21 protein-coding genes and 1 tRNA gene are annotated in these 24,100 nt (G+C 59.1%); 8 read left to right on the top strand and 14 right to left on the bottom strand.

What is annotated here, in order from left to right:
• Positions 1-2: 2 nt before the first annotated feature.
• Complete coding sequence (efeU, locus tag ACFZPT_RS07295) at positions 3-848, bottom strand: iron uptake transporter permease EfeU (protein WP_034113556.1); 846 nt, start codon at positions 846-848, stop codon at positions 3-5.
• Between the two features lie 168 nt (positions 849-1,016).
• On the opposite strand from efeU, the gene ACFZPT_RS07290 reads away from it, so the two are divergent.
• The gene (locus ACFZPT_RS07290; RefSeq protein ID WP_034097595.1) at positions 1,017-2,033 is read left to right on the top strand and encodes an AraC family transcriptional regulator; all 1,017 of its coding nucleotides are present in this window, start codon (positions 1,017-1,019) and stop codon (positions 2,031-2,033) included.
• Positions 2,034-2,059: 26 nt separating this feature from the next.
• Positions 2,060-2,584, top strand: coding sequence for a hypothetical protein (locus tag ACFZPT_RS07285; RefSeq protein ID WP_034113558.1), 525 nt, complete (start codon positions 2,060-2,062; stop codon positions 2,582-2,584).
• Between the two features lie 114 nt (positions 2,585-2,698).
• On the opposite strand, the gene ACFZPT_RS07280 is transcribed toward ACFZPT_RS07285, so the two are convergent.
• Positions 2,699-3,907: an MFS transporter gene (locus ACFZPT_RS07280; protein WP_379554990.1), complete on the bottom strand. Its 1,209-nt coding sequence runs from the start codon at positions 3,905-3,907 to the stop codon at positions 2,699-2,701.
• Positions 3,908-4,404: 497 nt separating this feature from the next.
• Here ACFZPT_RS07280 and ACFZPT_RS07275 point away from each other — a divergent pair, with 497 nt between their 5' ends.
• Positions 4,405-4,788, top strand: coding sequence for a hypothetical protein (locus ACFZPT_RS07275; protein ID WP_135948274.1), 384 nt, complete (start codon positions 4,405-4,407; stop codon positions 4,786-4,788).
• Positions 4,789-4,844: 56 nt separating this feature from the next.
• Here the strand turns inward: ACFZPT_RS07275 and ACFZPT_RS07270 are convergent, their stop codons facing one another.
• The 5 genes from ACFZPT_RS07270 to ACFZPT_RS07250 all read right to left on the bottom strand — a co-directional run bounded on the left by ACFZPT_RS07270 (position 4,845) and on the right by ACFZPT_RS07250 (position 12,528).
• On the bottom strand, positions 4,845-5,369 hold the full coding sequence (locus tag ACFZPT_RS07270) for a hypothetical protein (RefSeq protein ID WP_034113560.1): 525 nt from the start codon (positions 5,367-5,369) through the stop codon (positions 4,845-4,847).
• A gap of 212 nt (positions 5,370-5,581) precedes the next feature.
• The gene (locus tag ACFZPT_RS07265) at positions 5,582-6,997 is read right to left on the bottom strand and encodes an efflux transporter outer membrane subunit (protein WP_034097600.1); all 1,416 of its coding nucleotides are present in this window, start codon (positions 6,995-6,997) and stop codon (positions 5,582-5,584) included.
• A complete protein-coding gene (locus ACFZPT_RS07260; RefSeq protein WP_094065600.1) occupies positions 6,994-10,173 on the bottom strand; it encodes an efflux RND transporter permease subunit in 3,180 nt (1,059 codons plus the stop codon). Before ACFZPT_RS07260 ends, ACFZPT_RS07265 begins: the two co-directional genes overlap by 4 nt.
• Positions 10,174-10,188: 15 nt before the next feature.
• The gene (mexE, locus tag ACFZPT_RS07255) at positions 10,189-11,430 is read right to left on the bottom strand and encodes a multidrug efflux RND transporter periplasmic adaptor subunit MexE (RefSeq protein WP_034097603.1); all 1,242 of its coding nucleotides are present in this window, start codon (positions 11,428-11,430) and stop codon (positions 10,189-10,191) included.
• A gap of 201 nt (positions 11,431-11,631) precedes the next feature.
• The gene (locus ACFZPT_RS07250) at positions 11,632-12,528 is read right to left on the bottom strand and encodes a LysR family transcriptional regulator (RefSeq protein ID WP_034113563.1); all 897 of its coding nucleotides are present in this window, start codon (positions 12,526-12,528) and stop codon (positions 11,632-11,634) included.
• 99 nt (positions 12,529-12,627) lie between these two features.
• On the opposite strand from ACFZPT_RS07250, the gene ACFZPT_RS07245 reads away from it, so the two are divergent.
• Complete coding sequence (locus tag ACFZPT_RS07245; RefSeq protein ID WP_034113565.1) at positions 12,628-13,638, top strand: polysaccharide deacetylase family protein; 1,011 nt, start codon at positions 12,628-12,630, stop codon at positions 13,636-13,638.
• Between the two features lie 32 nt (positions 13,639-13,670).
• Positions 13,671-14,207 carry an ester cyclase gene (locus tag ACFZPT_RS07240; protein ID WP_034097609.1) on the top strand — a complete coding sequence of 179 codons (537 nt, stop codon included), beginning with the start codon at positions 13,671-13,673 and terminating at the stop codon, positions 14,205-14,207.
• Here the strand turns inward: ACFZPT_RS07240 and ACFZPT_RS07235 are convergent.
• From ACFZPT_RS07235 to ACFZPT_RS07225, 3 genes are all read right to left on the bottom strand, one after another.
• The gene (locus ACFZPT_RS07235; protein WP_034097611.1) at positions 14,204-14,725 is read right to left on the bottom strand and encodes a sterol desaturase family protein; all 522 of its coding nucleotides are present in this window, start codon (positions 14,723-14,725) and stop codon (positions 14,204-14,206) included. The two genes, ACFZPT_RS07240 and ACFZPT_RS07235, sit on opposite strands and share 4 nt — an antisense overlap.
• A gap of 168 nt (positions 14,726-14,893) precedes the next feature.
• On the bottom strand, positions 14,894-16,963 hold the full coding sequence (locus ACFZPT_RS07230; protein WP_379554991.1) for a TonB-dependent receptor: 2,070 nt from the start codon (positions 16,961-16,963) through the stop codon (positions 14,894-14,896).
• An 87-nt stretch (positions 16,964-17,050) separates the two neighbouring features.
• Positions 17,051-17,440, bottom strand: coding sequence for a DUF2946 family protein (locus tag ACFZPT_RS07225; protein WP_034097612.1), 390 nt, complete (start codon positions 17,438-17,440; stop codon positions 17,051-17,053).
• A gap of 196 nt (positions 17,441-17,636) precedes the next feature.
• Here ACFZPT_RS07225 and ACFZPT_RS07220 point away from each other — a divergent pair, with 196 nt between their 5' ends.
• Entirely contained in the window at positions 17,637-18,554 is a 918-nt protein-coding gene (locus tag ACFZPT_RS07220; protein WP_034113567.1) for a universal stress protein, read from the top strand.
• Between the two features lie 16 nt (positions 18,555-18,570).
• Here ACFZPT_RS07220 and fnr read toward each other — a convergent pair whose 3' ends face one another.
• A complete protein-coding gene (gene fnr, locus ACFZPT_RS07215) occupies positions 18,571-19,317 on the bottom strand; it encodes a fumarate/nitrate reduction transcriptional regulator Fnr (RefSeq protein ID WP_379554992.1) in 747 nt (248 codons plus the stop codon).
• A 329-nt stretch (positions 19,318-19,646) separates the two neighbouring features.
• Here fnr and ACFZPT_RS07210 point away from each other — a divergent pair, with 329 nt between their 5' ends.
• Positions 19,647-20,441, top strand: a complete 795-nt coding sequence (locus ACFZPT_RS07210; protein WP_034113569.1) for a universal stress protein — start codon at positions 19,647-19,649, stop codon at positions 20,439-20,441.
• Between the two features lie 69 nt (positions 20,442-20,510).
• On the opposite strand, the gene ACFZPT_RS07205 is transcribed toward ACFZPT_RS07210, so the two are convergent.
• Together ACFZPT_RS07205 and ACFZPT_RS07200 are read right to left on the bottom strand one after the other, a co-directional pair.
• Positions 20,511-21,053 carry an Hsp20/alpha crystallin family protein gene (locus ACFZPT_RS07205; RefSeq protein ID WP_034097617.1) on the bottom strand — a complete coding sequence of 181 codons (543 nt, stop codon included), beginning with the start codon at positions 21,051-21,053 and terminating at the stop codon, positions 20,511-20,513.
• A 75-nt stretch (positions 21,054-21,128) separates the two neighbouring features.
• Positions 21,129-22,622 carry a basic amino acid/polyamine antiporter gene (locus ACFZPT_RS07200; protein ID WP_379554993.1) on the bottom strand — a complete coding sequence of 498 codons (1,494 nt, stop codon included), beginning with the start codon at positions 22,620-22,622 and terminating at the stop codon, positions 21,129-21,131.
• 276 nt (positions 22,623-22,898) lie between these two features.
• On the opposite strand from ACFZPT_RS07200, the gene ACFZPT_RS07195 reads away from it, so the two are divergent.
• Positions 22,899-22,985, top strand: a tRNA-Leu gene (locus ACFZPT_RS07195).
• Between the two features lie 82 nt (positions 22,986-23,067).
• Here the strand turns inward: ACFZPT_RS07195 and xerC are convergent.
• A complete protein-coding gene (gene xerC / locus ACFZPT_RS07190) occupies positions 23,068-24,099 on the bottom strand; it encodes a tyrosine recombinase XerC (RefSeq protein WP_379554994.1) in 1,032 nt (343 codons plus the stop codon).
• Between the last annotated feature and the right edge of the window lies 1 nt (position 24,100).

Below are 24,100 nucleotides of genomic sequence, written 5' to 3'. Positions count from 1 at the left end.
CCTTACTGGCTGGAAACGGAAGAGGGCGCGGCGACCGGTTTGGCCGCGGCGGCGGGCAGGAAGAACATCACCAGCGCCACCACCAGGTAAATCAGATAGGCACCCAGGGTGCTCACGGTCGGTGCTTCCTGATAACCGAACATGCCGGCGAGCACCGAGCCCAGCGGGCTGTCCATCGGCAAGGTAGTGCTGAAATCGAACAGCACGGTTTGCAGGTGATTCCACACCCCGGCTTCATGCAGGGCCTGCACCGAGTTGGCGAGGATGCCAGCGGCGACCACTAGGATAAACAGCCCGGTCCAGCGGAAAAACGCCGCCAGGTTCAAGCGCATGCTCCCGGTGTAAATCAGGAAACCCACAATGATCGCCAGCACCAGTCCTAGCAGTGCACCGATCGGCGCGCCCGGGCCTTCGCTCTGCTGGAACACCGCCAGCAGGAAAAACACCGTCTCCAAACCTTCACGGGCCACGGCGAAAAACACCATAAGGATCAGCGCGGTGACCTGGTGTTTCGAGCCGGTGAGCGCCTGATCGAGGGAGGCATACAAAGAATGCTTGATGGAGCGCGCCACCTTGCGCATCCAGAACACCATGGAGCTGAGAATGCCCACGGCGACCAGGCCGACGATGCCTTCAAACAGCTCCTGTTGTTTCTGCGGAAACTCGGCGCTCATCAATTCCAGACCACCGCCCACCAGCAGTGCCAGGGCCGCAGCGAGGAAAACCCCGATCCACACCGCCGGCATCCATTGACCCCGACCGGTCTGCTGCAGGTAACTGGCGATGATGCCAACGATCAACGCTGCTTCGATGCCTTCGCGCAGCATGATGAGAAAAGGGACAAGCATCGCGCACCACAGGGTAACTAGATAGGAAGCTAAGTTGTAACATAATGATACTCATTGCTAAACAGCAAATATTGACATTAGCTGAACGCTCGCTGAACGGTGGTGACGAATCCTCGCGACCCTTATGATGCAGGCCACCTCAACAGCTGTCGGATTGCCTGAAGCCCCATGTCCGAAAAAGACACCATCTCCCTGCACCTTGTGCGCGAAGCGCTGCTGCAAAGCTGCCCCCCCGGAGCGGCCAGTGCACAGGTGCTGACCAAGGTTGGCATCGACCCAGCGCTGCTGGCGCAGCCCGATGCACGGGTGTCGGCCACCACCTATGCACGGCTGTGGCGGCTGCTGGCCAGGCGCTCGGACGACGAGTTCTTCGGTATGGACCCGCGCAAGCTCAAGTCAGGCAGCCTGGCGTTTTTGTGCCGCGCCTGCATGGCGCAACCCACATTGGCTGCCGGCCTGGAAACCGGCCTGGGGTTTCTCTCGTTGATGCTGGAGCATCTACCCGCGCAGCTGGTGCGCCAACAAAGCTTGGCGGAAATCGTCCTGCTAGAGCCCGAGACCGAGCCGCGTCGGGCGTTCACCTATTTCACCTACTGGATGATCGTGCACGGCGTCGCCTGTTGGCTGGCCGGGCGCCGCATTCCGATCTTGGCCATCGAACTGCGTTGCCCGCCGCCGGATTTCTGCGACGACTACCGCGTGATGTTCTCCGACAACCTGCGCTTCGATCGGCCACGCACGCGCATGATCTTCTCCGCCGACTGCCTGGACCTGCCGATCAAGCGCAGCCCCCAGGAGCTTCAGCGCTTCCTCGCCCACGCTCCCGCGAACATCCTGGTCAAATACCGCGACCCCGAGAGCCTGGCCACCCGTATCAAACACGACCTGCGCCAACTGCCCCCCGACACCTGGCCGGAAACCGAAGGCCTGGCCGCCAGTCTGTGCATCTCCGCATCCACCTTGCGTCGTCGCCTGGCCGAGGAGGGGCAGACATACCAGGGCCTCAAAGACAGCGTGCGCAAGGAATTGGCAATTGTCTGGCTGGCCGAACCGCAGATCAGCTTTGCCGAAATCGCCGTGCGGCTGGGCTTTGCGGATGTGAGTTCTTTTTATAAGGCGTTTCGTAAGTGGTCTGGGTCGAATCCGGGGCATTATCGGAGTTTGATTCTTAACGATATTGGCTGAACTTCAGGCGTACAAGGAGATAGGTAATGCGCACGTCATGGTTATGGTTGATTTGCTGCGCGCTTTTCCCGTTGAACAGTTGGGCGCAGTTGGGGATCGGTGATTTCACGCTGGGCATGCCGCGCCAGCAGGTCATGGACATCCTGCATCGCCACTTCCCCTCGGTGGAGTTGGAACACAACCTCTCCTATCCGGTGCCTATGCCTTACTACCGCGCGCGCGAACCGTCCCGTCCGTATCTTTTAAAGGATGTACCGATCCATACCGTAGCGGCCTATTTCGACGAGGCTGACCGGCTCAAGCAACTGAGCATCAATTTCGATATCACCGACCCCGAACGAATCAAGGCGCTGATACCGCTTATGCACGAGGCACGGCTGGCGCCCGACACCCAAGGACGTCATGAACTCTTCAACAGTGATGGCGAGTTGACCTATTACGTGTCGCAACCCTATGGGTGGACAGTCGTGGAGATCGCCGACAGGGCCGCGTCGAAGGTTAATATTCCGATGCGTGCCCACGTAGATCAACAGGTCAGGGCATTCAAGTAGCAAAGATAGGGCTGGGGGTAGAGAAACGTTTAAAACTACATGTCCCCGCTGGCCTACATCGCTGTTAAATATTGTTTGGTAAGTTTCTGAAATATAAAGCTCAGGCTTCTAGCCTTATTGACGGCTTTTTTGTGCGCCTAACAGTAGCGTCGTGATAACACCCAATAAGCCAATAAGGCAGAAGACTGCAACAATAACCAAAGTCGACGAAAAGCCGTATCTATCAACTAATCCTCCGAAGACAGTGTAGGAGGCGCCGATAATAACCGAGTTGACTAGATTTGCAGCGGACAGGCATGAGGCTCGGATGCGGGAATCGACATTGTCGTGAATATATGTTTCATATGACGTCTCATAGATGGCGGGGAGCGACATTATCAGGAGGAAACTTGCTGCTGAGGCATTCACGCCAATGTCCATTGATAAGATTAAAAGAAGTAGGGTGATGATAAATGTTGTGGTGAATGCAACAATGCCGAGAGAAAATCTTGAGCAAACATAACCCGCAACTATAAACACTGCAGCCGATATGGCTTCTACTGCAGCATATATTCCAGCAATCAAAGTGACATCTAAGCCTTGCAGCGAGAAAAAAGGTTGGCCGTAGATAAATAAAGGTACGGTTGAAAGCTCAAATAAAGCGAACCCAATGAACAAGGGTATAAGGAAAGCGCCGTTTTTTGAGCGGAAAAAGCATACCAGTGAATTGAAAACGCCTTCTGCTTCCCTATTGGGCACCCTACTTTTTGCACTGGGATTGAGGGAGGTGGAAAGAGGATTTTTTTCGGTCATGAATGAAACCATGATGGCTCCGATAAGTTTGGATATCGCAAAAAATATATAAACGCTGTTCCACGACATAGCCTCTTGCAAGGCGCCGCCAAGAAGCATGGATAAGCCTAATGAAACTGCACCGATAGCACGGGCGCGGGATATTATCCTTGGGTATTCCTCTGTTCTATTTTCGGCCAGTAGATTGTCATATAACAACGCTCTGTCCGCACCGGAGCCCATAGCAATACTGGCGCCGAAGAGGCAAAAGATAAGCGCGAAAGGAATAAAATCGGAGAACAATAAAAACCCAATGCCGCTTATAAATAATCCCAAAAAACCAAGTATTAGAGAGTGTTTACGTCCGTAGCGATCTGCAAGTAGACCGGATGGTATTTCCAAGGCTACACAAGAAAAGAATAAAAAAGACTGAAGAATGCCTATTTGTCCTTGGGTTATACCGAGTTGCAAAAGATAGAGTACAAATAAGCCTCTCTGGACATCCAGATTAATAAATATTGACAGCGTGTAATATGGGTTGTTGTTTTTCAAGGCGTTCCATGCTCTTTTTTATTTTAATGCTGATGTTTCGTAATTTTAAAAAAAACAGGCGGCTTTGGCTGTCCGGATAGAATGATGAGCGTTGACGAGGTCTTCCTGCGGCAGGAGTTTACCGATGCGATCTCTTTCCAGCAGCAGTTTAGTAAGTAGTCAGCATCAAAATCTTGAGGAAAGCGAGTCACGATTTTGTATGAAATAGTGCATGGAATGTAGTAATGGTCAGGCACTAGGAATTAACTCACAACATCTTTCTCCTGAGTATTACAGAACCTTCCTTAATGTTTTTAGGACGCGCCTGGCATACGCGCAGTAAAAAATCGTGCATGGTTTTAACCGTGATCCTACTTGGGCGTCGGGTTAAGCAAGCCAGACGCTGGATCTGTAAAGGATCGCTCACTTAACTGCGAAGGTTTGCTGCGGAGGATTGAAAGCGTGGCGTGATTGCCTTCATACGTTAAGTCTCCAATCAATACTCTGACGGTGAACTTATGAAAAATTTCATTGCGTTACCTTTTGCGGCGTTGATGCTGGTGTCGGTTCAGGCGTCTGCACTGTGCCTGAATGTTTCTGAGAGTTTTGGCGGGATTGTGGAACCAAAGGAGGAAATTACCGTTAAAGGTCCGTTCACAATAACGGGCAGTAACGGGTGCTCCAGTGCAAATATTGAAGCAATGATTTCAGTTGGCGGTGTGGGGAGAGTTCCGCAAATTTCTATTGAGCAAGAAGTGGGTTCTTCCTGGAGAACGGTAGCGGCCAACCCACTGTCGCCTCGTGCGTCTTGGCTCGGCCCTTTAGGTACCTATCGAGTGAGGGTATATAATCCTGACGAGCAATCCAAGGCCTACTCGGGGACTGTCAGATATGGACGCTGATTAGATTTGGACGCAGTGTGCCAGGGAACTCTGGCACACCGCTACCTTGCTGATGGTCAGACTCGTTCCTCCACCGATAAATCACTTTTTGATGAGTTTGCAAAATACGCGAGCGCATTAATTGCTCGATTGGCGTCTACCATGCCTCGTATGTACTCGGGAATACCTTGCGAACGTGCAACATCAGGCCTGCTATCCACAAAAGCAAGATAGTCCTCCAGTTTTTCGTCGAACAGCGCAATTGCGTTGAACTTGACGTGCGTGTTCGTTTGCCGGCCGTTAGCATCAGACGCACCATCTCCCGATATAAACATCCGAAAAGCCTGATCATCTATTATTTTACTGTTGAATAATCGACTACCCACCTGCTTAAGCTCATCGGTACTGATAGACGTCATATCATATTTCTTCAAGAAGTCCTTTAAGTCCGCTAACTCGTCTTGACGCCACATTCTCAGTTCATCAACGGCTTTCGATTCATCAGTGATAGTGAACGCGTTCGTCACCTTGTCCGGGTTCTTGATTACGATCGCATTCGTCTGCATGGAACGTACATTAGGTATAGTCACTCTCATGTCCATATCCGTCTCCTTATTGGATAAAGGTTACGTCCCGTTATCGACTTCGCATAAACGATATTTAGGCTGTTGGAAAATTTGGGAAGTGTCTGACAGATGCAATTACCAATAGGAAAGTGTTATTCATTACTATCAGCGCAAAAAAAGCCCCATGACCGAATGGACCATGGGGCTAAAAATTGGCTGGATGCGACCAACCAAAGGAGCTCTTTAAATTACTTGGCCGTCGCCACGACGGTCTCCGGCTGCCAGCCGCCACCGAGGGCTTTGTAGATCGCGACAATCCCGCGATACAAATCCACTTCGGCCTGGGCCTGGGCGTCTTCGGCGGCCAAACGCTCACGCTGGGCATCAAGCAGGACGAGGAAGTCCACGGTGCCTTCGCGGTAGCGGATGGCGGCGAGGTCGGCGGCGGCGCGGCTGGATTCGCTTTGGCGGATCAGCGAGACCAGGCGTTGCTGGCGTTTGCCGTAGTCGCTGAAGGCGTTTTCGGATTCTTCCAGGGCCAGCAACACTTGCTGTTCGTAGGTGGCCAGGGCGCCGTCGGCGTCGGCGTCGGCACCGCGCAGGCGGGCGCGCACGCTGCCCAGGTCGAACGCGGCCCAGGTGATGCTCGGGCCAAGGGCCCAGGCGTTGGCGGCGGACGATCCGATCTGCGAGCCACGCCCGGCGGTAAAGCCGAGGAAGCCACTGAGGCTCACTCTTGGGAACAGGTCAGCCTTGGCCACACCTATGCGCGCGGTGGCGGCGGCCAATTTGCGCTCAGCGCTGAGGATATCCGGGCGCCGTTGCAGCAGTTGGCCTGGGTCGCCGATCGGCAAGGCTTTGGCAATCGCCGGCAGGTCTTTCGGGCTCAGGTCCACGGTCAGCTTGTCCGGACGCTGGCCGAGGAGGGTGGCGATGCGGTTACGCTCGCGCACTTGTTCGGCCTGCAGTTGCGGCACGCTGGCTTCCACCGAAGCCAGGCGCGCGTCGGCCCGTTCTACATCGAGCTGATCCCCCACCCCGGCATCCCGCAGGCTGACGGTGATGGTGCGCGACTCCTGCTGATTCTTCAGGTTGTCCAGGGCGATGCGTTCACGCAGTTGCGCGCCGCGCAGTTGGCCGTAGGCGTCCACCAGTTCGGCAATCAAGGTGACTTGCAACTGGTACAGGTCCGCTTCGGCCGCCTGCTGATCGGCGTCGCTGGCTTCCAGGTTGCGCTGGATGCGGCCGAACAGGTCCAGCTCCCAGGCCATGTCCAGGCCCAAGTCGTAGCGCTCGCTGTTGACCCGTTTGGTGGTCTGGCCGGGAATCTGCCCCTTGCCCAGGTCGCTGCTGGCGCGGCTGGTGATGGTCGGCATTGCGTCATTGCTGGCGTCGTCGCGGATCGCCCGGGCTGCCCGCAGACGGGCGAAGGCCACGCGCAGGTCACGGTTGCCTTGCAACGATTGAGTCACCAACTGGTTGAGGGTCGGGTCGTCGAACTGCTGCCACCAGATGCCTTCGAACTTGGCGTGGTCGTATTGTTTGGCGTCCGCGGCGGCGGCGATGTTCGCCGCCTCCGGGGTCTGGGTCTTGTAGTCCGGGCCCACGGCACAGGCGGCGAGCGCCAGTACCAGCAAGCTCGGCAGGAATACTTTTACACTCATTGCTGTGTCTCCAGCTTCAAAGCCTTGGCTGCTTTGCGCGCTTCGCTGCGCTCCACATAGCGACGGATCAGGACGTAGAACACTGGGGTCAGCAACAGTCCGAAGAAGGTCACGCCGATCATCCCCGAGAACACCGCCACACCCATGGCATGGCGCATCTCGGCACCGGCACCGCTGGACAACACCAGAGGCACCACACCCATGATGAAGGCGAACGAGGTCATCAGGATCGGCCGCAGACGCAGACGGCAAGCTTCCAGCACTGCCGCCAGCGGGTCGAGGCCTTCCTGCTGTTTGTCCTTGGCGAACTCGACGATCAGGATCGCGTTCTTGCACGCCAGGCCCACCAGTACGATCAGCCCGATCTGGGTGAAGATGTTGTTGTCGCTACCCGAGATGATCACCCCGGTGATGGCCGACAGCAGCGTCATCGGTACGATCAGGATCACCGCCAGTGGCAGGCTCCAGCTTTCGTATTGGGCGGCCAGTACCAGGAACGCCAGCAGTACGCAGAGCGGGAACACGAACAGCGCGGTATTGCCCGAGAGGATCTGCTGGTAGGTCAGGTCGGTCCACTCGTAGGTCATGCCGTTGGGCAGTTCCTCCTTCAGCAGTTTTTCAATCGCGGCCTGGGCCTGGCCGGAGCTGTAGCCCGGTGCGGCGTTGCCGTTGATTTCTGCGGTGATAAAGCCGTTGTAGTGCATCACGCGGTCTGGGCCCGAGGTGTCGCTGACTTTGATAAAGGTCGCCAGCGGGATCATCTCGCCTTTGTTGTTACGCACTTTCAGCTGGCCGATCTGGTCGGCGTCCTGGCGGAACTGCTGCTCGGCCTGCACGTTGACCTGATAAGTGCGCCCGAAACGGTTGAAGTCGTTGGCGTACAGCGAACCCAGGTAGACCTGCAGGGTGTCGAAGATGTCGCTGATCGCCACGCCGTGGGTCTTGGCCTTTTCGCGGTCGATGGCGGCATCGACCTGGGGCACGTTGACCGTGTAGCTGGTGAACAGGCCGAACAGCTCCGGCACGCTGCGGCTCTTGGCGATCACGTTCTGCACTTCTTTGTACAGCTCGTCATAACCCAGGTTGCCACGGTCTTCGATCTGCAGGCGGAACCCACCGATGGTGCCCAGGCCCTGGACCGGCGGCGGCGGGAAGATCGCCATATAGGCTTCTTCAATGCCGCTGTATTGGCCATTCAACGCCCCGGCAATCGCGCCGGCGGACATACTCGGGTCTTTGCGCTCATCGAAGGGCTTCAAGGTCACAAACACGATGCCGCTGTTCGGGCTGTTGGTGAAGCCATTGATGGACAGGCCCGGGAAGGCAATCGCGGCTTCCACGCCAGGCTGTTTCAGGGCGATCTCCGACATGCGCTTCATCACGCTTTCGGTACGGTCCAGGCTCGCGGCGTCAGGCAATTGCGCGAAGGCCACCAGGTATTGCTTATCCTGGGCCGGGACGAAACCGGTCGGGGTGTGGGCGAAGCCGAAGAAGGTCAGCACCATCAAGCCGGCGTACACGAACAACGCAATGCCACTGCCGCGGATCACTCGGCGCACAGTGCCGACGTAACCATGGCTGGCCTTTTCGAAAAAGCGGTTGAACGGGCGGAACAACCAGCCACCAAACAGCTTGTCGAGGAACTTGGAGAAGCGGTCCTTCGGCGCATCGTGGCCGCGCAGCAACACAGCCGCCAGGGCAGGGGACAGGGTCAGCGAGTTGAACGCCGAGATCACCGTCGAGATCGCAATGGTCAAGGCGAACTGCTTATAGAACTGCCCGGTCAAGCCGCTGATAAAGGCAGCCGGAATGAACACCGCACACAGCACCAGCGCCGTGGCGATGATCGGCCCGGTCACTTCACTCATGGCTTTTTCGGTTGCCGGGAACGGCTCCAAGCCCAGCTCGATATTACGTTCGACGTTCTCCACCACCACAATGGCGTCGTCCACCACGATGCCGATGGCCAGTACCAATCCGAACAGCGACAGCGCGTTGAGGGAGAACCCGAACAGGTGCATCACCGCAAACGTACCGATCAACGATACGGGCACCGCCACCAACGGAATGATCGAGGCGCGCCAGGTCTGCAGGAACAGGATCACCACCAGCACCACGAGGATCAGGGCTTCGAACAGGGTGTGCACCACTGCCTCGATGGAGCCGCGAACGAAGATCGTCGGGTCATAGGCGATGCGGTAATCCATGCCGGCCGGGAAGCTCTTTTTCAACTCGGCCATCTTGCTGCGCACATCGTTGGAGATGTCGATGGCATTGGAGCCGGGGCGCTGGAAGATTGGGATCGCCACCGCCGGTTGGTTATCGATCAGCGAGCGCAGCGCGTATTGGCTGGACCCCAGTTCGACCCGGGCAATGTCTTTAAGACGCGTGATTTCACCGTTGGCGCCGGCGCGAATCACGATGTTCTCGAACTCTTCTTCGGTAACCAGGCGGCCCTGGGTATTGACCGACAACTGGAAGCTGGTATCGGACGGCGCGGGCTGGGCACCCAGGGCACCGGCGGCCACCTGACGGTTCTGCTCGCGAATCGCGGTGACCACATCGGTGGCGGTCAGGTTGCGCGAGGCGGTCTTGTTCGGATCCAGCCAGACGCGCAGCGAGTAGTCGCCCATGCCGAACAACTGCACATCGCCGACGCCACCCAGGCGCGCCAGCTCATCCTTGATATTGAGGATCGCGTAGTTGGACAGGTACAGCATGTCGTAGCGCTGATCCGGGGAGGTCAAGTGCACCACCATGGTCAGGTCGGGGGAGGCCTTGTCCACGGTGATACCGATGCGCGTCACTTCTTCCGGCAGCTTGGGCTGGGTCCGGGTCACTCGGTTCTGCACCTGCACCTGCGCGTTGTCCAGGTCGGTGCCCAGGGCGAAGGTGATGGTCAGGGTTAGCTTGCCGTCGGCGGTGGACTGCGAAGACATGTACAACATGTTCTCGACGCCGGTGATCGCCTGCTCCAGCGGCGCGGCTACGGTTTCGCCGATGACCTTGGGGTTGGCGCCGGGGAAGTTGGCGCGTACCACCACGGTAGGCGGCACTACTTCCGGGTATTCGCTGATCGGCAATTGGAACAGCGAGATCGCACCGGCGATCAGGATCAGCAGCGACAGCACCGCTGCGAAGATCGGCCGCGAAATGAAGAACTTGGAAAAATTCATCTTGAGTCGTATCCCTTAACCGCGTGGAGTCGCAACACTGGCGAGCTTGGGCGCGGTTTTTTCCGGCGCCACTTGCTCAAGGTTGCTGGCTTCAAGCGCTTGTCGTTGTTGGGCCAAGGCGGCGAGGGTTTCTTTGCTGGCCATCGGAATGGTTTCCGGGGTGACCGGTGCACCGGGGCGCGCGCGCTGCAGGCCCTTGACGATAATGGTGTCGTCCTTGTTCAGGCCGTTGCGCACGATGCGTAACCCTTCGATCTTTGGCCCCAGTTCCACTGCGCGGTAGGCCGGCTTGTCGCCTTCCATCACCAGCACGAACTTCTTGCCCAGGTCGGTGCCGACCGCTTCGTCGTTGATCAGCACGGCGGAGTAGGTGCCGCTGCCTACCAGCTTCAAGCGCGCATACAGGCCAGGGGTGTATTCGCCTTTGCTGTTATCGAACACCGCGCGCCCACGAATGGTGCCGGTGGCCGGGTTGACCTGGTTGTCGATGAAGTTCATCTGGCCCAGGTGCGGGTTGCCGGCTTCATTGGACAGGCCCAGGTACACCGGGGTGGTTGCGCCGCGACGGCCCTGGCGCGCCAGTTCGGTGTATTTGAGGTACACGCGTTCGTCGGCGTCGAAGTAGGCATAGACCTTATCGGTGGAGACCACGCTGGTCAGCGCGGTGACGTCGGCGGTGACCAGGTTGCCGGCGGTGATTTCGGCACGGCTGACGCGGCCGCTGATCGGCGAGGTCACGCGGGTAAAACTCAGGTTCAGCTTGGCCAGGTCCAACTGCGCCTGGATCCCGGCGACGGCGGCGCGGGCTTCCTGAGCGGCGGTAGTGCGCGAGTCGGCGAGTTCGGCGGAGATCGCATTGCTCTGGCGCAGGCGCTCGCCCCGCTGGGCTTCGTTTTCGCTGCGGGTGGCGGCGGCCTTGGTTTGTTGCAGTTGCGCTTCAAGGCGGCGCACTTCGGCTTGGAATGGGCGTGGGTCGATCTGGAACAGCAGGTCGCCTTTCTTGACCAAAGCGCCTTCGGTGAAAGCGACTTGGTCAATCTGGCCAGACACCCGTGGACGAATCTGTACGGTTTCCGGCGCTTCGAGACGGCCGGTGAATTCGTCCCACTCGTTGACCGGTTGCTCCAGCACCTTGGCGACGCTGACTTTCGGCGCCGGCATGGCGGCCGCTTGTTCCGGGGTTTTGCCGCACGCGCTCATCACCACCATGGCCAAAATCGCCAGGGGCACGCGCAAAGGTTTGAGTGACTGTTCCATAGGGTGCATCCGCCAATGTATTTGAGATGGGCGGATCATGCGCGGGGACGCGGTATGTCACGAATCGAATGAAGCAAAGGTAACTATCATTCGGAATGATATAAGCGCCGATTAAGCCCTCTAGCATGGGGCTTTCGTTAGGGAGCTATCAATGCCCTTGATGGCAAGAGTGTTTTGCGTGGCGTGCAAGGAAGCGATTTCTCAACTCGCACTGTCGGCGGTTAGCCGCGCTGCGATGCGTTCCATCAACAGGCTGACCCGGCGCGGCTGGGCCCGACTGGCCGGGTAGACGATGTTCAGCGCGGTGCGCCCGAGGTCGTAATCCTTGAACAGCTCCACCAGCCGTCCGGCGTGCAGGTCGTCGCGCACGTCCCACACCGATTTCAAGCACAGGCCATGGCCGTCCAGGCACCACTGGCGCACCAGCGCACCGTCGTTCGCCACACGCCGGCCGCGTACCAGAATGCGCTGGGTATGCCCGTGCTGGCTGAAGGTCCACTCCCGCGCCAGATTGATGCCGAAGCGCATTACCAGGCATTCATGTTCGGCCAGGTCCGCAGGCTGCAACGGCGTGCCGTGGCGTTCCAGGTAAGCGGGGGCGGCGCACACCACGCGGCGGTTCTCGCCCAAGGGTTTGGCGTGCAAGCTGCTGTCGACCAGGGCGCCGTAGCGCACGGCGAAATCGATACCCTGGCCGACCGGGTCGACATAACCGTCGCTGAGGTGCAGGTCGATGCTGACCTGCGGATGCTCCTCCATGAATTGCTCCAGGATCGGTTCGAGGTACTGACGCCCCAGATCCTGCGGCGCACTCAAGCGAATCAACCCGGAAACCGTCTGGGTACCCAGGCGAATGCTGCTGTGCAACGCCTCGGCCTGATCCAGCAGGCGCCGCGCGCCTTCAGCCAACACGCGCCCTTCGTCGGTCAGGTGAATAGCGCGGGTGGTGCGGTTGAGCAGGCTGGCGCCGTAGAAGCTCTCCAATTGCGCCAGCCGTTCGGACACCGAGGCCGGTGACAACCCCAACTCGCGCCCGGCGGCGGACAGCCCACCTTTCTCGATGATCAACAAAAACAGCTCAAGATTTTTCAGCGGCATTGTTCGGAGTTTCCGAAAGGGGTTTTTGAAAATGGCTCAATTATCAAAATAATCCAAAAGTCTTAGGGTTGCATCGTGCTTATCCAACGGAGTCATGCGATGTCATTGATCAACACGCAACGGCGTACCTTTCTCGCCCAGGCCAGCGCAGGCGCAGCGGTGCTGGCGGCGGGTTCGATACTCAACCCGGCCGGCGCCGCAGCCGCGCCAACGGGCCAGGCAACTCGCGCCACGACGGCGTCCAGTCAGCGCAGCGGACGGTTCTGGCCCGGCGACACGCGGCTGGTGGTGTCGATTTCCATGCAGTTCGAAGCGGGTGGGCAGCCGCTAAAGGGCACCGACAGCCCGTTCCCCAAGGTGGATTTCCCCGACAGCGTGCCGGCGGATGTGGCCACCAACACCTGGTTTGCTTACGGCTACCGCGAGGGCATCCCGCGCATGCTTGACCTGTGGGACCGGCACGGCGTGAAGGTCACCAGCCACATGATCGGCGACGCGGTGCAGCGTCACCCTGAGTTGGCCCGCGAGATCGTCGCCCGTGGCCACGAAGCGGCGGGCCACGGCCCGCGCTGGAGTTCCCAGTTCGCCATGAGCCGCGATCAGGAGCGCACCTTTTTGCGCCAGGCCGCAAGCATGCTACAGGCGGTCACCGGCCAGGCCGTCACGGGCTACAACTGCAACTGGCTGCGGCGCGGCCCCAACACCTTGTCGCTGCTGCAAGAGCTGGGCTACGTCTACCACATCGATGACGTGAGCCGCGATGAGCCCTTTATCGAGCAGGTCAACGGCAAGGATTTCGTGGTGGTGCCCTACACCCTGCGCAATAACGACATTGTGCTGATTGAAGGCCGCAACTATTCGCCGTCCCAGTTCCTGGAGCAGGTCAAGCTGGACTTCGATCAACTCTACGAAGAGGCCGGCACCCGGCGCCGCATGATGTCCATCAGCGCCCACGACCGCATCAGCGGTACGCCGCAAATGGTCAAGGTGTGGGATGAATTCCTGCGCTACGCCAACAGCCATCCCGGCGTTGCTTTTATGCGCAAGGACGCGATTGCTCAATACACCCTCAATAGCCCGCAGAGCCTTCGGGAAACCGAGACGATCTAAGGCGCCAACCCCTTCATTCAAGGACATAACCGATGAAACCTTTTGCCCGTTCGCGTTGCGCCATCGCCGTTACCGCGTTGCTACTCTCGGGAGCGGCTGCGGCTGCCACGACCGAGTTGGTCGAACCCTCTGTGTTGGTGGTGGATAAGAGCCTTACGCCGAAGCAACAGGCGATGATGGAAACCGTCGCGCGCCGTTACGACACCTTCTGGCACACCGGTGAGGAACGCCTGGCGCGCGAAGCGTTGGCGGATAATTTTGTCGACAAAACACCCCCCGAGGGGCGCAAACAGGGCCCGGAAGGTCCGCTGCTGGCGTCGCGGGCCTTCCGCGCGGCGGTGCCGGACCTGAGTTGCGCAATCGAACAACTGATCATCGCCGGCGACCGCGCGGTGGTACATCTGCATTTTCGCGGGCACTTCACCGGCACTTTTGGTCAGCGCCAGGGCAGTGGCCAGGCGGTGGATTTTATTGCCACCGATATCTATCAGATCGACAACGGCAAAATCGCCGCTAACTGGCATATCGAAGATAACCTGACCTTGATGAAGCAGTTGGGCGCGCTCTAGTGCTGGGCGGGATCGACGCGGATGTAGGTGCGAAACACGTGATCCCATAACGGCGAAGAGACCCCGAAGTTCTTCTCGATGCCCTGGCGGTGGTGCAGGTCGTGATTGGCCACCAGCCCGGGCATCCACCCATAAGCCCAATGCTGCGGGCGGTGCATCACGTAATGCACCGAGATATAGAAGAAGTAGCCGGTCACCGCGCCGATAAACACCGAGACCAGGCCGGTGTACCAGGCCAACAGCAAGAGTGCGGCAAAGGTCGAGCTGGTTTTCCAGCTCGACACGCCGATATAGGCCAGCACATCCACATGGTGGGTCCAGTGTTCGCGCCGGTACAGCGAGTGAAACAGGAAACGGTGCGCTGAATACTCCACCAGTGTCCAGGCCAGCAGGCCCACGAGGGCGAGCCCTGGCTCGAAGGGCGCCAGGCATAGCGCAAAGATCACGAAAGCGGGAACGGTGAAAAAATCGAGGTAGTACGCGAGCGAAGACATCAACCATTTATTCGAAACGGCCATGTGCGGAATATCCCTGTAGTGCGCGATGGAAAGGCAAGCGATGGGGGCGTGGGGCTACCACGCGCGCCATCATGCAGGTGCGCTGGCGCTAAGTCACCATGGCTCCCGCGTATATCGGCGGCATTTGTGGGGTGTGACACATCCACACAATGGCGCCGCCGCCGCTGCTCAAAAATCCAGCGTCACGCCGCTGTACACCGCACGTCCGTCACCGGGGGAGTGCAAAGCGGCGCGGGCACCGTCCGGGTCGTACCAGGCGTACTCGTAGTAGCGATTGGTAAGGTTTTTGAGCTGCAGGTCGACACTCACGGACTCGCTCACGCGGTAGGTGGCACCCAGGTTCATCAATACATAGCCGCCGTAGGTGCCCTGGATGTTTTCCCGTTCCAGATAGTAGTGGGTCTGACCGTTCATCCACGCGCTCAACTGCAAGGCCGGGGTGGCCTGGTAGCTGACGCCGGCGTTGTACAGGTGATGGGGGACGTGGTCGATTTCCCGGCCCTTGCTATTGGGCAAGGTGGCACTGGGTTTGAGAATTTTGGAGTACTGCCAGGCGTAGGTCAGCCACATTTCGGTGCGGTCGTTCGGGTGCAGATTCAGCTGCGCGTCATAGCCCCAGCGTCGGGTTTCGCCGACATTGTCCGACTCGCCGCTGGGGTCGTTCAAACGCCGGCTGACTTCGCCGCTGGCTTCCTGTTGCCAATAGGCGATACGCCCGTCCATCCAGGCGGTGGGGGTGAACTTGATGCCGGTTTCCCAACCGTCGTTGATGGAAGGCGCCAGGTCGCTGTCCCGTGGCGGGATCTTATACGCCGCCGCCCCGGTGCCCACCTGGAAGGTGCGACCCCAGTTGGCGTACAGGCTGGCGACTGACCAGGGCGAGTAGACCACGCTGAGCTTGGGCTGCTTGATCAACCCATAGTCATTGATGGCGTAGTCCAGGCCGGTCATTTCGTTAGTGAAGCTGCCGCGGATTTTGTCGACGCGATACGCCGGGATGATTTTCAGCGATTCGAACGGCTTGATCTCGGCCTGCAGGTAAGCGCCATAGGTGTCGAAGTCGAACTGCTGGTCGCGGGTCTGGGCCAGGCGCGCGCGGTCCCGGGTGCGATAACGCTCGCTGGTGTTGCGTTGCTGTTGGAAGTCGCTGCCGCCTTCAAGGGCGAAGTCATACAGCCAGCTGACATCGGGCCGCCAGGTCAGCGAGGTGAGGGCGCCGTACTGGGTTTCGTAGGCGTCGCGTTCCTGTTGGGGGCTGGTGCGCCAGTATTGGGTCCAGCGGCGGTCGTCGAAGGTGTTGAGGTAGGTTTTCGCCGACCAGGCCAGGGTTTCGCTCAGCTCCGTATCCAGATGCACGCTCAGTTGATTCATGCGCCGCGTACCTTTGTCGCTGGCGTTGTAGGGGTTGGTCATGGACGGGTGATGGTGCGCGTCCTGTTCGCTCAAATAGCCGGGCTCCTGGGCCTCGGTTTCATAGTGACGGGCGATCAGGCCGAGGCGGTAGCGGTCGTCGTCCGGGGTGTAGAACCACTTGCCGGACAGCGAAAACTTGTCCGCCTTGGCGTGATCGCGAAAGCCGTCGGTTTTCTGGTAAGCGAAGAAATAGTTCTGGGTCCAGTTGCTGCCCTCGATGCCTTTGGCCAGTTGGGTTTCCTGGGTGTTGTAGCTGCCGTAGCGCAGACGCGCCTTGGTGTAGTCACCGCCGGTGCGGGTGAACATATTGACGTTGCCGGCAATGTTGTTCAGGCCATAGCGCGCATCGCTGGTGCCGCGCACCACTTCGATACTGTCCAGTTCCAGGGGGAAAATCATGTCCATAAACGGCATGTTGCCGTCGTTGCTGTTGCTGGGGATGCCGTCGATCAGCAGCTTGACCGCATTGACTTCGCCTTCGCCGTTGAAGCCGCGAAAGGAGATTTTCCCCGAGGTGGTGCCTTGGTTGAACGGCGTCAGCAGCACCCCCGGGGCGCGGTTGAACAGTTCCCAGCTGTAGTTGACCGGCATTTTTTCAAGTATGTCGCCACCCAGGATATCCACCGAACTGAGCACGCTGCTGGTGCTCAGGGGACCGCTGGCAACGCTGTCGCCTTGCACGGTAACGGTGCCCAGGGTCAGGGCTGAGGTTTCGCTGGCATCGGCCAGCGGGTTGAAGGCGAACAGGCCGATGCAGAGCAATGGCCAGGACGGGCGCGGTAAAGCCCTGCGTTTGGCGCGCAGCAGCATGAATGGAGCAGGCATAGGGCAAGCTTCCTGATAACCGGAAAATTCTCAAAGACGTGGAGCCGCGCGCGCAGGCGCGACTGAGTACAGGGAGTACGACGGCGATCAGGCGACAGGGGAGGCGCGCGGGCTCAGGCTCGGCCAGCGCACCCTGGGGTGCAGCGAAGGTAACAGCGGCGCGTCGAAGGCGATATCCGGCGCGAAGCGTGGCAGGTAGTGGCGGTAGTAGTCCGACGGCAACGCGGCCAGGCCCGCGTGCCCGCAGCAGCAGTCGGCGTGGTGCATGGGGCTGGTCGCGGGGCCAGACTTGAGCGGAGCGAGCAGTTTGTCGATGCCGGACGGCAAGGTGTTCGCGGTGCCGCCGGAGCAGAATCCGCCCCACAGCATCAGGCGCATGTCCGGCGGCTGCATGGCGCGACTCAGCGGCATGGCCAGCAGGTTCAGCAGCAATGCCAGGCAGGCGATCCAGGGGCTGAGGCGTCGGAACGTGGCCATCACAGCAGTCGCACAAAGGGGGCGGATATTTAGCCGCAGTCTGGCGACGAAGTAAAAGCGCTTCGCCGTGCCATTTTGCCGCATGGGCTCGCGCGCCAGAAAACCGCAGCGTTACTGATAAAGGTCAAGGTGTCCCCGCTGGGAACGCGCACCCTTGGACTATCACTCACCCACTGGCCGCGTGCCGAGGTGCTTTATGTCTGCGTCCGCCCGTTTACTGTTGATCGCCCCCCAAACCATGACGCGCACACCTGCGTTCGAGCGTGCCGCGGCGCTGGCGAAGGCAATGCAATTACCGCTGCATATCGTCGCGTTCGATTACCTGCAGGCCTTGGCCTTTGCCGGGCTGTTCGCTCCCGAGCAGGTTCGCCAGGCGCGCGAAGGCTATCTGCACACCCATCGCCAATGGCTGGCAGCCCAGGCGCAGGCGCTGAGTGAACAGGGCCTGACAGTCACCAGCGAAGTGGTGTGGGTGCAGCATCCCTATGAAGAGATCCTGCATTTCGTCAAAGAGCTGTCGCTGGCGTTGATTATCAAAGACGCCGAGGACGATTCCGGGCTGAAGCGGGTGTTCTTCACCCCGCTGGATTGGCAATTGCTGCGCGATTGCCCGGTGCCGGTGCATTTGGTCACCGGGGATGCGCGACCACGACCTCGCCAAGTCTTGGCAATTGTCGACGTGCTGCGCAGTGAAGAGCAGGACATCGTGTTCAACGACCAGATTGTCGCCGCCGCGCGAAAACTGGCGGTCGAATGTGCGGCCACCCTTGAACTGGTGCATGTGTATGACTGGACAGCCGCCTATGCCATGGACATGGGCGTCGGCGTATTGCCCCTGGCCACCGGGATCTACGAGGCACTGGGTTCGGCGCAGGAGGAGGCGTTCGCGGCGTTGGCCGAACGCCACAGTGTGCCGCCGCAACATCGCCATTTCCTGGAAGGCACCCCCGTACCGCGCATCTGTGAATTCGCCGAGGCCCATCACACCGATGTGATTGTGATGGGCACCGTGCAGCATGGCGGCCTGGACAAACTGCTGGGCACCACCGCCGAATTGCTCTTGCAGCGGGCGCCGTGCAGCGTGTTGGCGATCAAACCGGGCAAAACGTTGTAGCGCAGCGCAGGTGGGTTCAGAACGTCGGTGGACGATGACAACCGGCAACGAGCTGCGTGAGCCCGCACAGATCGTGGACCTCGACATTGCGGCTGTTGATCGTGACGAGCCGCAAGTCGCGCAGGTGGGCGATGCTGCGGCACACGGTTTCCAGGCGCAGACCCAGGTAGGAGCCGATCTCCTCGCGGCGCATCTTCAACACGAAGCGTGTGCCGGAATAACCGCGCGCACTCAGGCGTTGCGACAAGTTCAGCAAAAAAGCGGCCAGACCTTCGTCGGCATTCATGTTGCCCAACAGCATGAGCATGCTGTGGTCGCGCACGATTTCCCGGCTCAACAACCGATTGAGGTTGTGCTGCAGGGAGGGCAGGGTTTGTGCGAGCTTTTCCAACTGCGCGAAGTGCATGGGGCAGACTTCGCTGTCTTCGAGGGCGACGGCACTGCATGCGTGTTCGTCGGCGCTGATGGCGTCCAGGCCCAGCATCTCTCCAGGGATCTGGAAACCGGTAACCTGCTCACGGCCGTCCACTGAAACAATACTGGTCTTGAATGAGCCGATGCGGATCGCGTAAAGCGAGCGCAAGGGGTCGCCGGCGCGGTACAAGGCCGTGCCTTTTTTGACTCTGAAGCGTTGCACGATGAGCTCGTCCAGGCGATCGACTTCCTGGCTGGAGAGGCTGATCGGCAGGCACAGCTCAACGACGCTGCATTGGGAGCAGGCTGACTTGAGGTGCTGAACGCTGATGGGCTGAGTATCCGGCAAGTGGCGTGCCTCCCCAATGATCACCGATCAAGTCTAGGTACTGCGTCATGCCTTGCCAGCCTATTGCTGTCATTCCTGAGATAAACCGACGAGCGGAAAAGAAGTCCGGCCGAATGGATTGAGGAGAAGCTATCGGCGAATTCGCTCGAGTGGCTGGGTTAACTCCTATGCACCCGTCCAGTCAGTTCGGTGGGTTTACTTGATAAAAATCAGCACCTGCGCGAACGAGCACTCGATACTGAGGTTGGCGCTTTGCCGGATACACCTGTTCAACGGCAGAGCGAGCCCACCACACGCACTGCTCAGGTCTTGGTTTGCCGGAGTATGGGATGCTCACGCTTAGTCGAGTTCTGTTGCTTGCATCGACCGACACGGCCCACACACCTGCCTTTTTACGCGCCCATTCGCTGGCCCATGCCACCCATGCCACGTTGCAGATCCTGAGGTTGGAGGGTGTTGACGCGTTCAAGCATGACGTGGGCAGCGCCGCAGATGCGGCGCGGGTCGTTGAATATGTGAACTGCTTCCAAGCCGATCTGGTACTTACCGACTGCCTGTATGTGCCCGCACTGGACCGTGCGTTTCATCGCCCGTTGGATAGCTGGCTGCTGCGCAGGGGTTCGGCGCCGTTGTATCTGGTCACCCAGGCCACGCCACCTAAACCTATGAAGGTGCTGGCGAGTGTCGACCTGTCCCATCTCGAAGACATGACCTGGGGCCTGAACGAACGCATCCTCGAATTGGCCCAGGCCGTGGCGGCGCCATGTGGTGCTGCGTTGCACCTGTGCAATGTCAGCGGTTGGACCGTTCTGGGCGACAGTCCCATGAGCGTACCGACCCGTAGCCTGGACACGCACTTCAAAAAAGCCGTGCGGGACGCCCAGCACGAAGCGCTGGAAGGGCTGACCGAGCGTTACGGCATCGAGCGTGAGCGTCAACATGACCTCAACGGTGTGCCGCACCAGGAGATCACTCGGTTCGCCCGTTGCAATGCTTTCGACACACTGGTACTGGGCGCGGCGGCGCTCGGCACCGACGGTGTGCTGGGCTCCACCGCCGAACGCGTGCTTAACCGTACGCCGTGCAACCTGCTGTTGGTCCAACCGCCGTCACGGTGCCGCTGATCGAGCCTGTAACCGTGCAAAAAAAAAGCCCCTTGGCGAGAGATCGGCAAGGGGCACCGTGGCTAAACCTCAGTTGTTTTTGATCGGCACCACTTTATCGGCCTTCATGGCTTCGGCTTTTTTCGGCAACGAAATGCTCAGCACGCCTTTGCTGAAGCGTGCGTCGATCTTGTCGGCGTCGATCCCTTTGGGCAGGTTGAACGCCCGTTCGAAGGCGCCGTAGTGACGTTCGCTGAGGTGGTAGCCTTGGGTTTTTTCTTCCTTGACCGCCTGCTTTTCACCCCGGATGATCAGGCTGCCGTTGGACAGTTTGATCTCGATGTCCTTCTGATCCATGCCGGGCAGTTCGGCGGTGATTTCGTAGCTTTTGTCTTTCTCGGTGATATCCACGGCAGGCGTGCCGTGACCGATCAGCTCGCGGCGCCAGAACGGTTCGACATCGAACAGCCCGCGCCCAAAGGGGGACGGCATGGGGCTACGGTTGAAGTCGTCGAACAAGTGGTCCACCTGCTGGCGCAGTTTCTCCAGCGGGCGCCAAAGGTCGGCGGACAACGGATGCTGGGTGCCTTTCTTTTCGGTAGTTACCGGCATTTTCTTCGCGGAATTGCTCATTGCGGTACTCCTCTTCGAATGAACGGTAAGCGGCGGGCAACCTGCCCACGGCTTACCAAGACAGAACACAAGCGGCTATAAGCTCAGCGCTCCGGACCACAGCATCCAGCCCGCATACGCAGCGGCCGCCCAGATGATGATCAGCAGCCCGGTTTCGGGGCCGTTGAGCGGTTGGCCTTGGCGCGCTTTCATAGTGCCCAGGTAGATCAACGAACCCGGGGCGTACAGCAACGCGCTGAGCAACATGTACTTGGGCCCGGCCGCGTACAGCAGCCACAGGCAATACAGCGTGGCCACGGCCGCGATGGCCATGTCGCGCAGTTGCAGGGCGCGGTGCCCGGCATAGGTCTGGCCTTGCCAGGCCATCTTCAGGGCATACAGACCACTGAACAGATACGGCAGCAGGATCATCGAGGTGGCCAGGGAAATCAGCGCCAGGTAACTCGCGCTTGAGTAGAGCGTCAGTAGCAGGAACAGCTGGATGCAACCGTTGGTGATCCACAACGCATGGGCTGGCACGCCTTGGTTGTTTTCCACCGCCAGCGCACCCGGCATGACCTTTTCCTTGGCTGGGGTGAAGATCGATTCCGCTGCCAGCAGCGTCCAGGCGAGCAGGGCGCCACCCACCGAAATAATCAAACCGACACTGATCAGCACCGCGCCCCAGGGCCCAGCCGCAGCCTCAAGCACACCGGCCATCGATGGGTTTTTCAGGGTCGCCAACTCAGGCTGCTTCAGAACGCCCAGCGACAGCAGCGACACGGCAATCAACAGAACCAGAGTGATCAGAAACCCCAAGACCGTGGCGCGACCGACATTCGCTCGCTCCGCCGCGCGGGCAGAGAACACGTTGGCCCCCTCAATGCCAATAAACACCCACACCGTGACCAGCATGGTGCTCTTGACTTGGTCGAGGGTACTGCCCAGCGCTGGCGCGCCCCAGAAATCGACACTGAATGTCTCGCGCTGAAAGGCGGCGATCACCAGGCCGATAAACAGCAGCAACGGCACAATCTTGGCCACCGTTGTCAGCGCATTGGCCCGCGCGGCGGTGCGCATGCCGCCCAGGATCATCCAATGCAAGGCCCACAGCACTACCGAGGCGCCAAGGATCGCCGCTTTATTATTGCCTTCGCCGAACAACGGGAAGAAGTAGCTCAGCGCAGCGAACAGAATCACCAGATAACTAACGTTACCGATCCAGGCACTGATCCAGTAGCCCCACGCGGAATTGAAGCTCAGGTATTCACCGCCCAGTGCGCGGGCGTAGGCGAACACGCCATTGTCCAGCGCCGGTTGGCGGTTGGATAACGTCTGGTAGACCAGCGCCAATGACAGCATGCCGATGCCAGTAATCAGCCAACCAATCAGAATCGCCGCGGCCCCGGCACTGGCGGCCATGTTCTGCGGCAAGCTGAATATGCCGCTGCCGATCATTGACCCGACCACCAGAGCGATCAACAGGCTCAGGGATAAGCGCTTTGGCTCGACCTTTTGCAAAGCCCCCGCAAGCGGTTGTGGGGCAGTCGTCGGCGCGATGGGTTGAGTGTCTTGCAGGTGCGTAGCCATGGAAGCCTCCACAAAAACCAACGTTTCTGCAGCCATCGAGGGCGATGGCGCGACTGCTGGCTCTAATGTGTGAGTGAATGACCAGGGCCTGCTTGATATATATCAAGAACAACGCAAACGCAGATTGAACTACCGCTGTGGACGTGCCTGGGGGAGGGTGTAGATCACTGATCTGTCAGGTTTTTTCATTCGGGGTTTGTTTCATAAAGCCGCCACTCGACCTTGCATCGACGCGCTCGGGTCTATATATTCCGAACCCTGCTGCACCGCGCTACCGCCCGAATGGCGAAACTGGTAGACGCATGGGACTTAAAATCCCCCGCTCGTAAGGGCGTGCCGGTTCGATTCCGGCTTCGGGCACCATCTAGAATCAAGGGTTTGCGGGCGAAAGCTGATGCAAGCCCTTGTTTGTTTCCGGTCCGCAATAATATAACTGGTCCGCAATTCACTTCGTTGGTGAGACTTTCTTGCCTTTCCGGTTGCGGATGTACTGCTCAGTCATGACTACGGTGGTATGCCCAAGTTGATCCTTGGCCTGCATGATATCGCCACTGGATTCGGCCTTGTCCGTACCGGCTTTGGCGCGCAGATCCCGCATTTGAAACTCAGGCTTAGCCACACCGGCAGCTTCCCTCGCTATATCAAATCTCCTACGCAACATTGCCACCGTCATCGGTGTGCCATCCTCTGCAACGATCAGCCGCGTCGAGCGGACTTTGTGCCCTGACTTTCGGGACATTATTCGATCAATCAAAACCTTCAGTTCGCCGGTGACCTCGATTCGACGTTTTGCCTTGGTTTTCCCCTGAAGGACCCAGATCTGCCCATCCCTTACGTCTCTTTCGTCCATCAACCGTGTGTCCGTGACTCTTTGACCAGTCAAGTAGGCGAGGTCCATTGCATCACGCAACCCCGCGTCAGCCTTGTCGTGAACTCGCTTGAACAGTTCGTCCTCAACATAGGTGTCCCGCCCAGTCTCCTTGTTGCCTTTGATTCCGGCGCAAGGGTTCGCAAGTGATGTATAGCCCTTGTCCCTGGCGTAGTTCCATATCGCGCTGAGCAGGGCTTTTTCTCGATTGGCTCTTACCGGCGCTGACTTTCGCCAGGTCAGATACTGGCGAACATGAAGGGGCTCGATCCTCTCAAGTGGTGCGGGCGGATCATCGAAGAACGCCATTAAGTTTTTCAGTTCGCGCTGGTTGTCGAGCTGAGTCGCTGCGCCCTTGGTGGGCACAACTTCAACCAGGTACTTTTCTGCGACGTACCGAAAGGTGATCACCCTGGTGACCAGTTCGGTTGAAGTGCGATCACGCTCCAGTTTTGCGTACGCCATGATGGCCAAGCCGTAGTCACTGCCCAGGGGTATTTCCTTGCGGTCCTTTCCGCCGGTGTCGTAATAGTAAAAAACCCGGCCGCTGGCCTTCTTGCGCTCTCTTAGCCGCGCTATGGAGCCCGGTTTACTTGGTCTTCTTCCCATT

Source organism: Pseudomonas sp. MD330_10 (assembly GCF_042610415.1).
Classification (GTDB): domain Bacteria; phylum Pseudomonadota; class Gammaproteobacteria; order Pseudomonadales; family Pseudomonadaceae; genus Aquipseudomonas; species Aquipseudomonas rhodesiae.
Note: the sequence above shows the minus strand (reverse complement) of the source record. Positions and strands in the feature narration are given on the sequence as shown.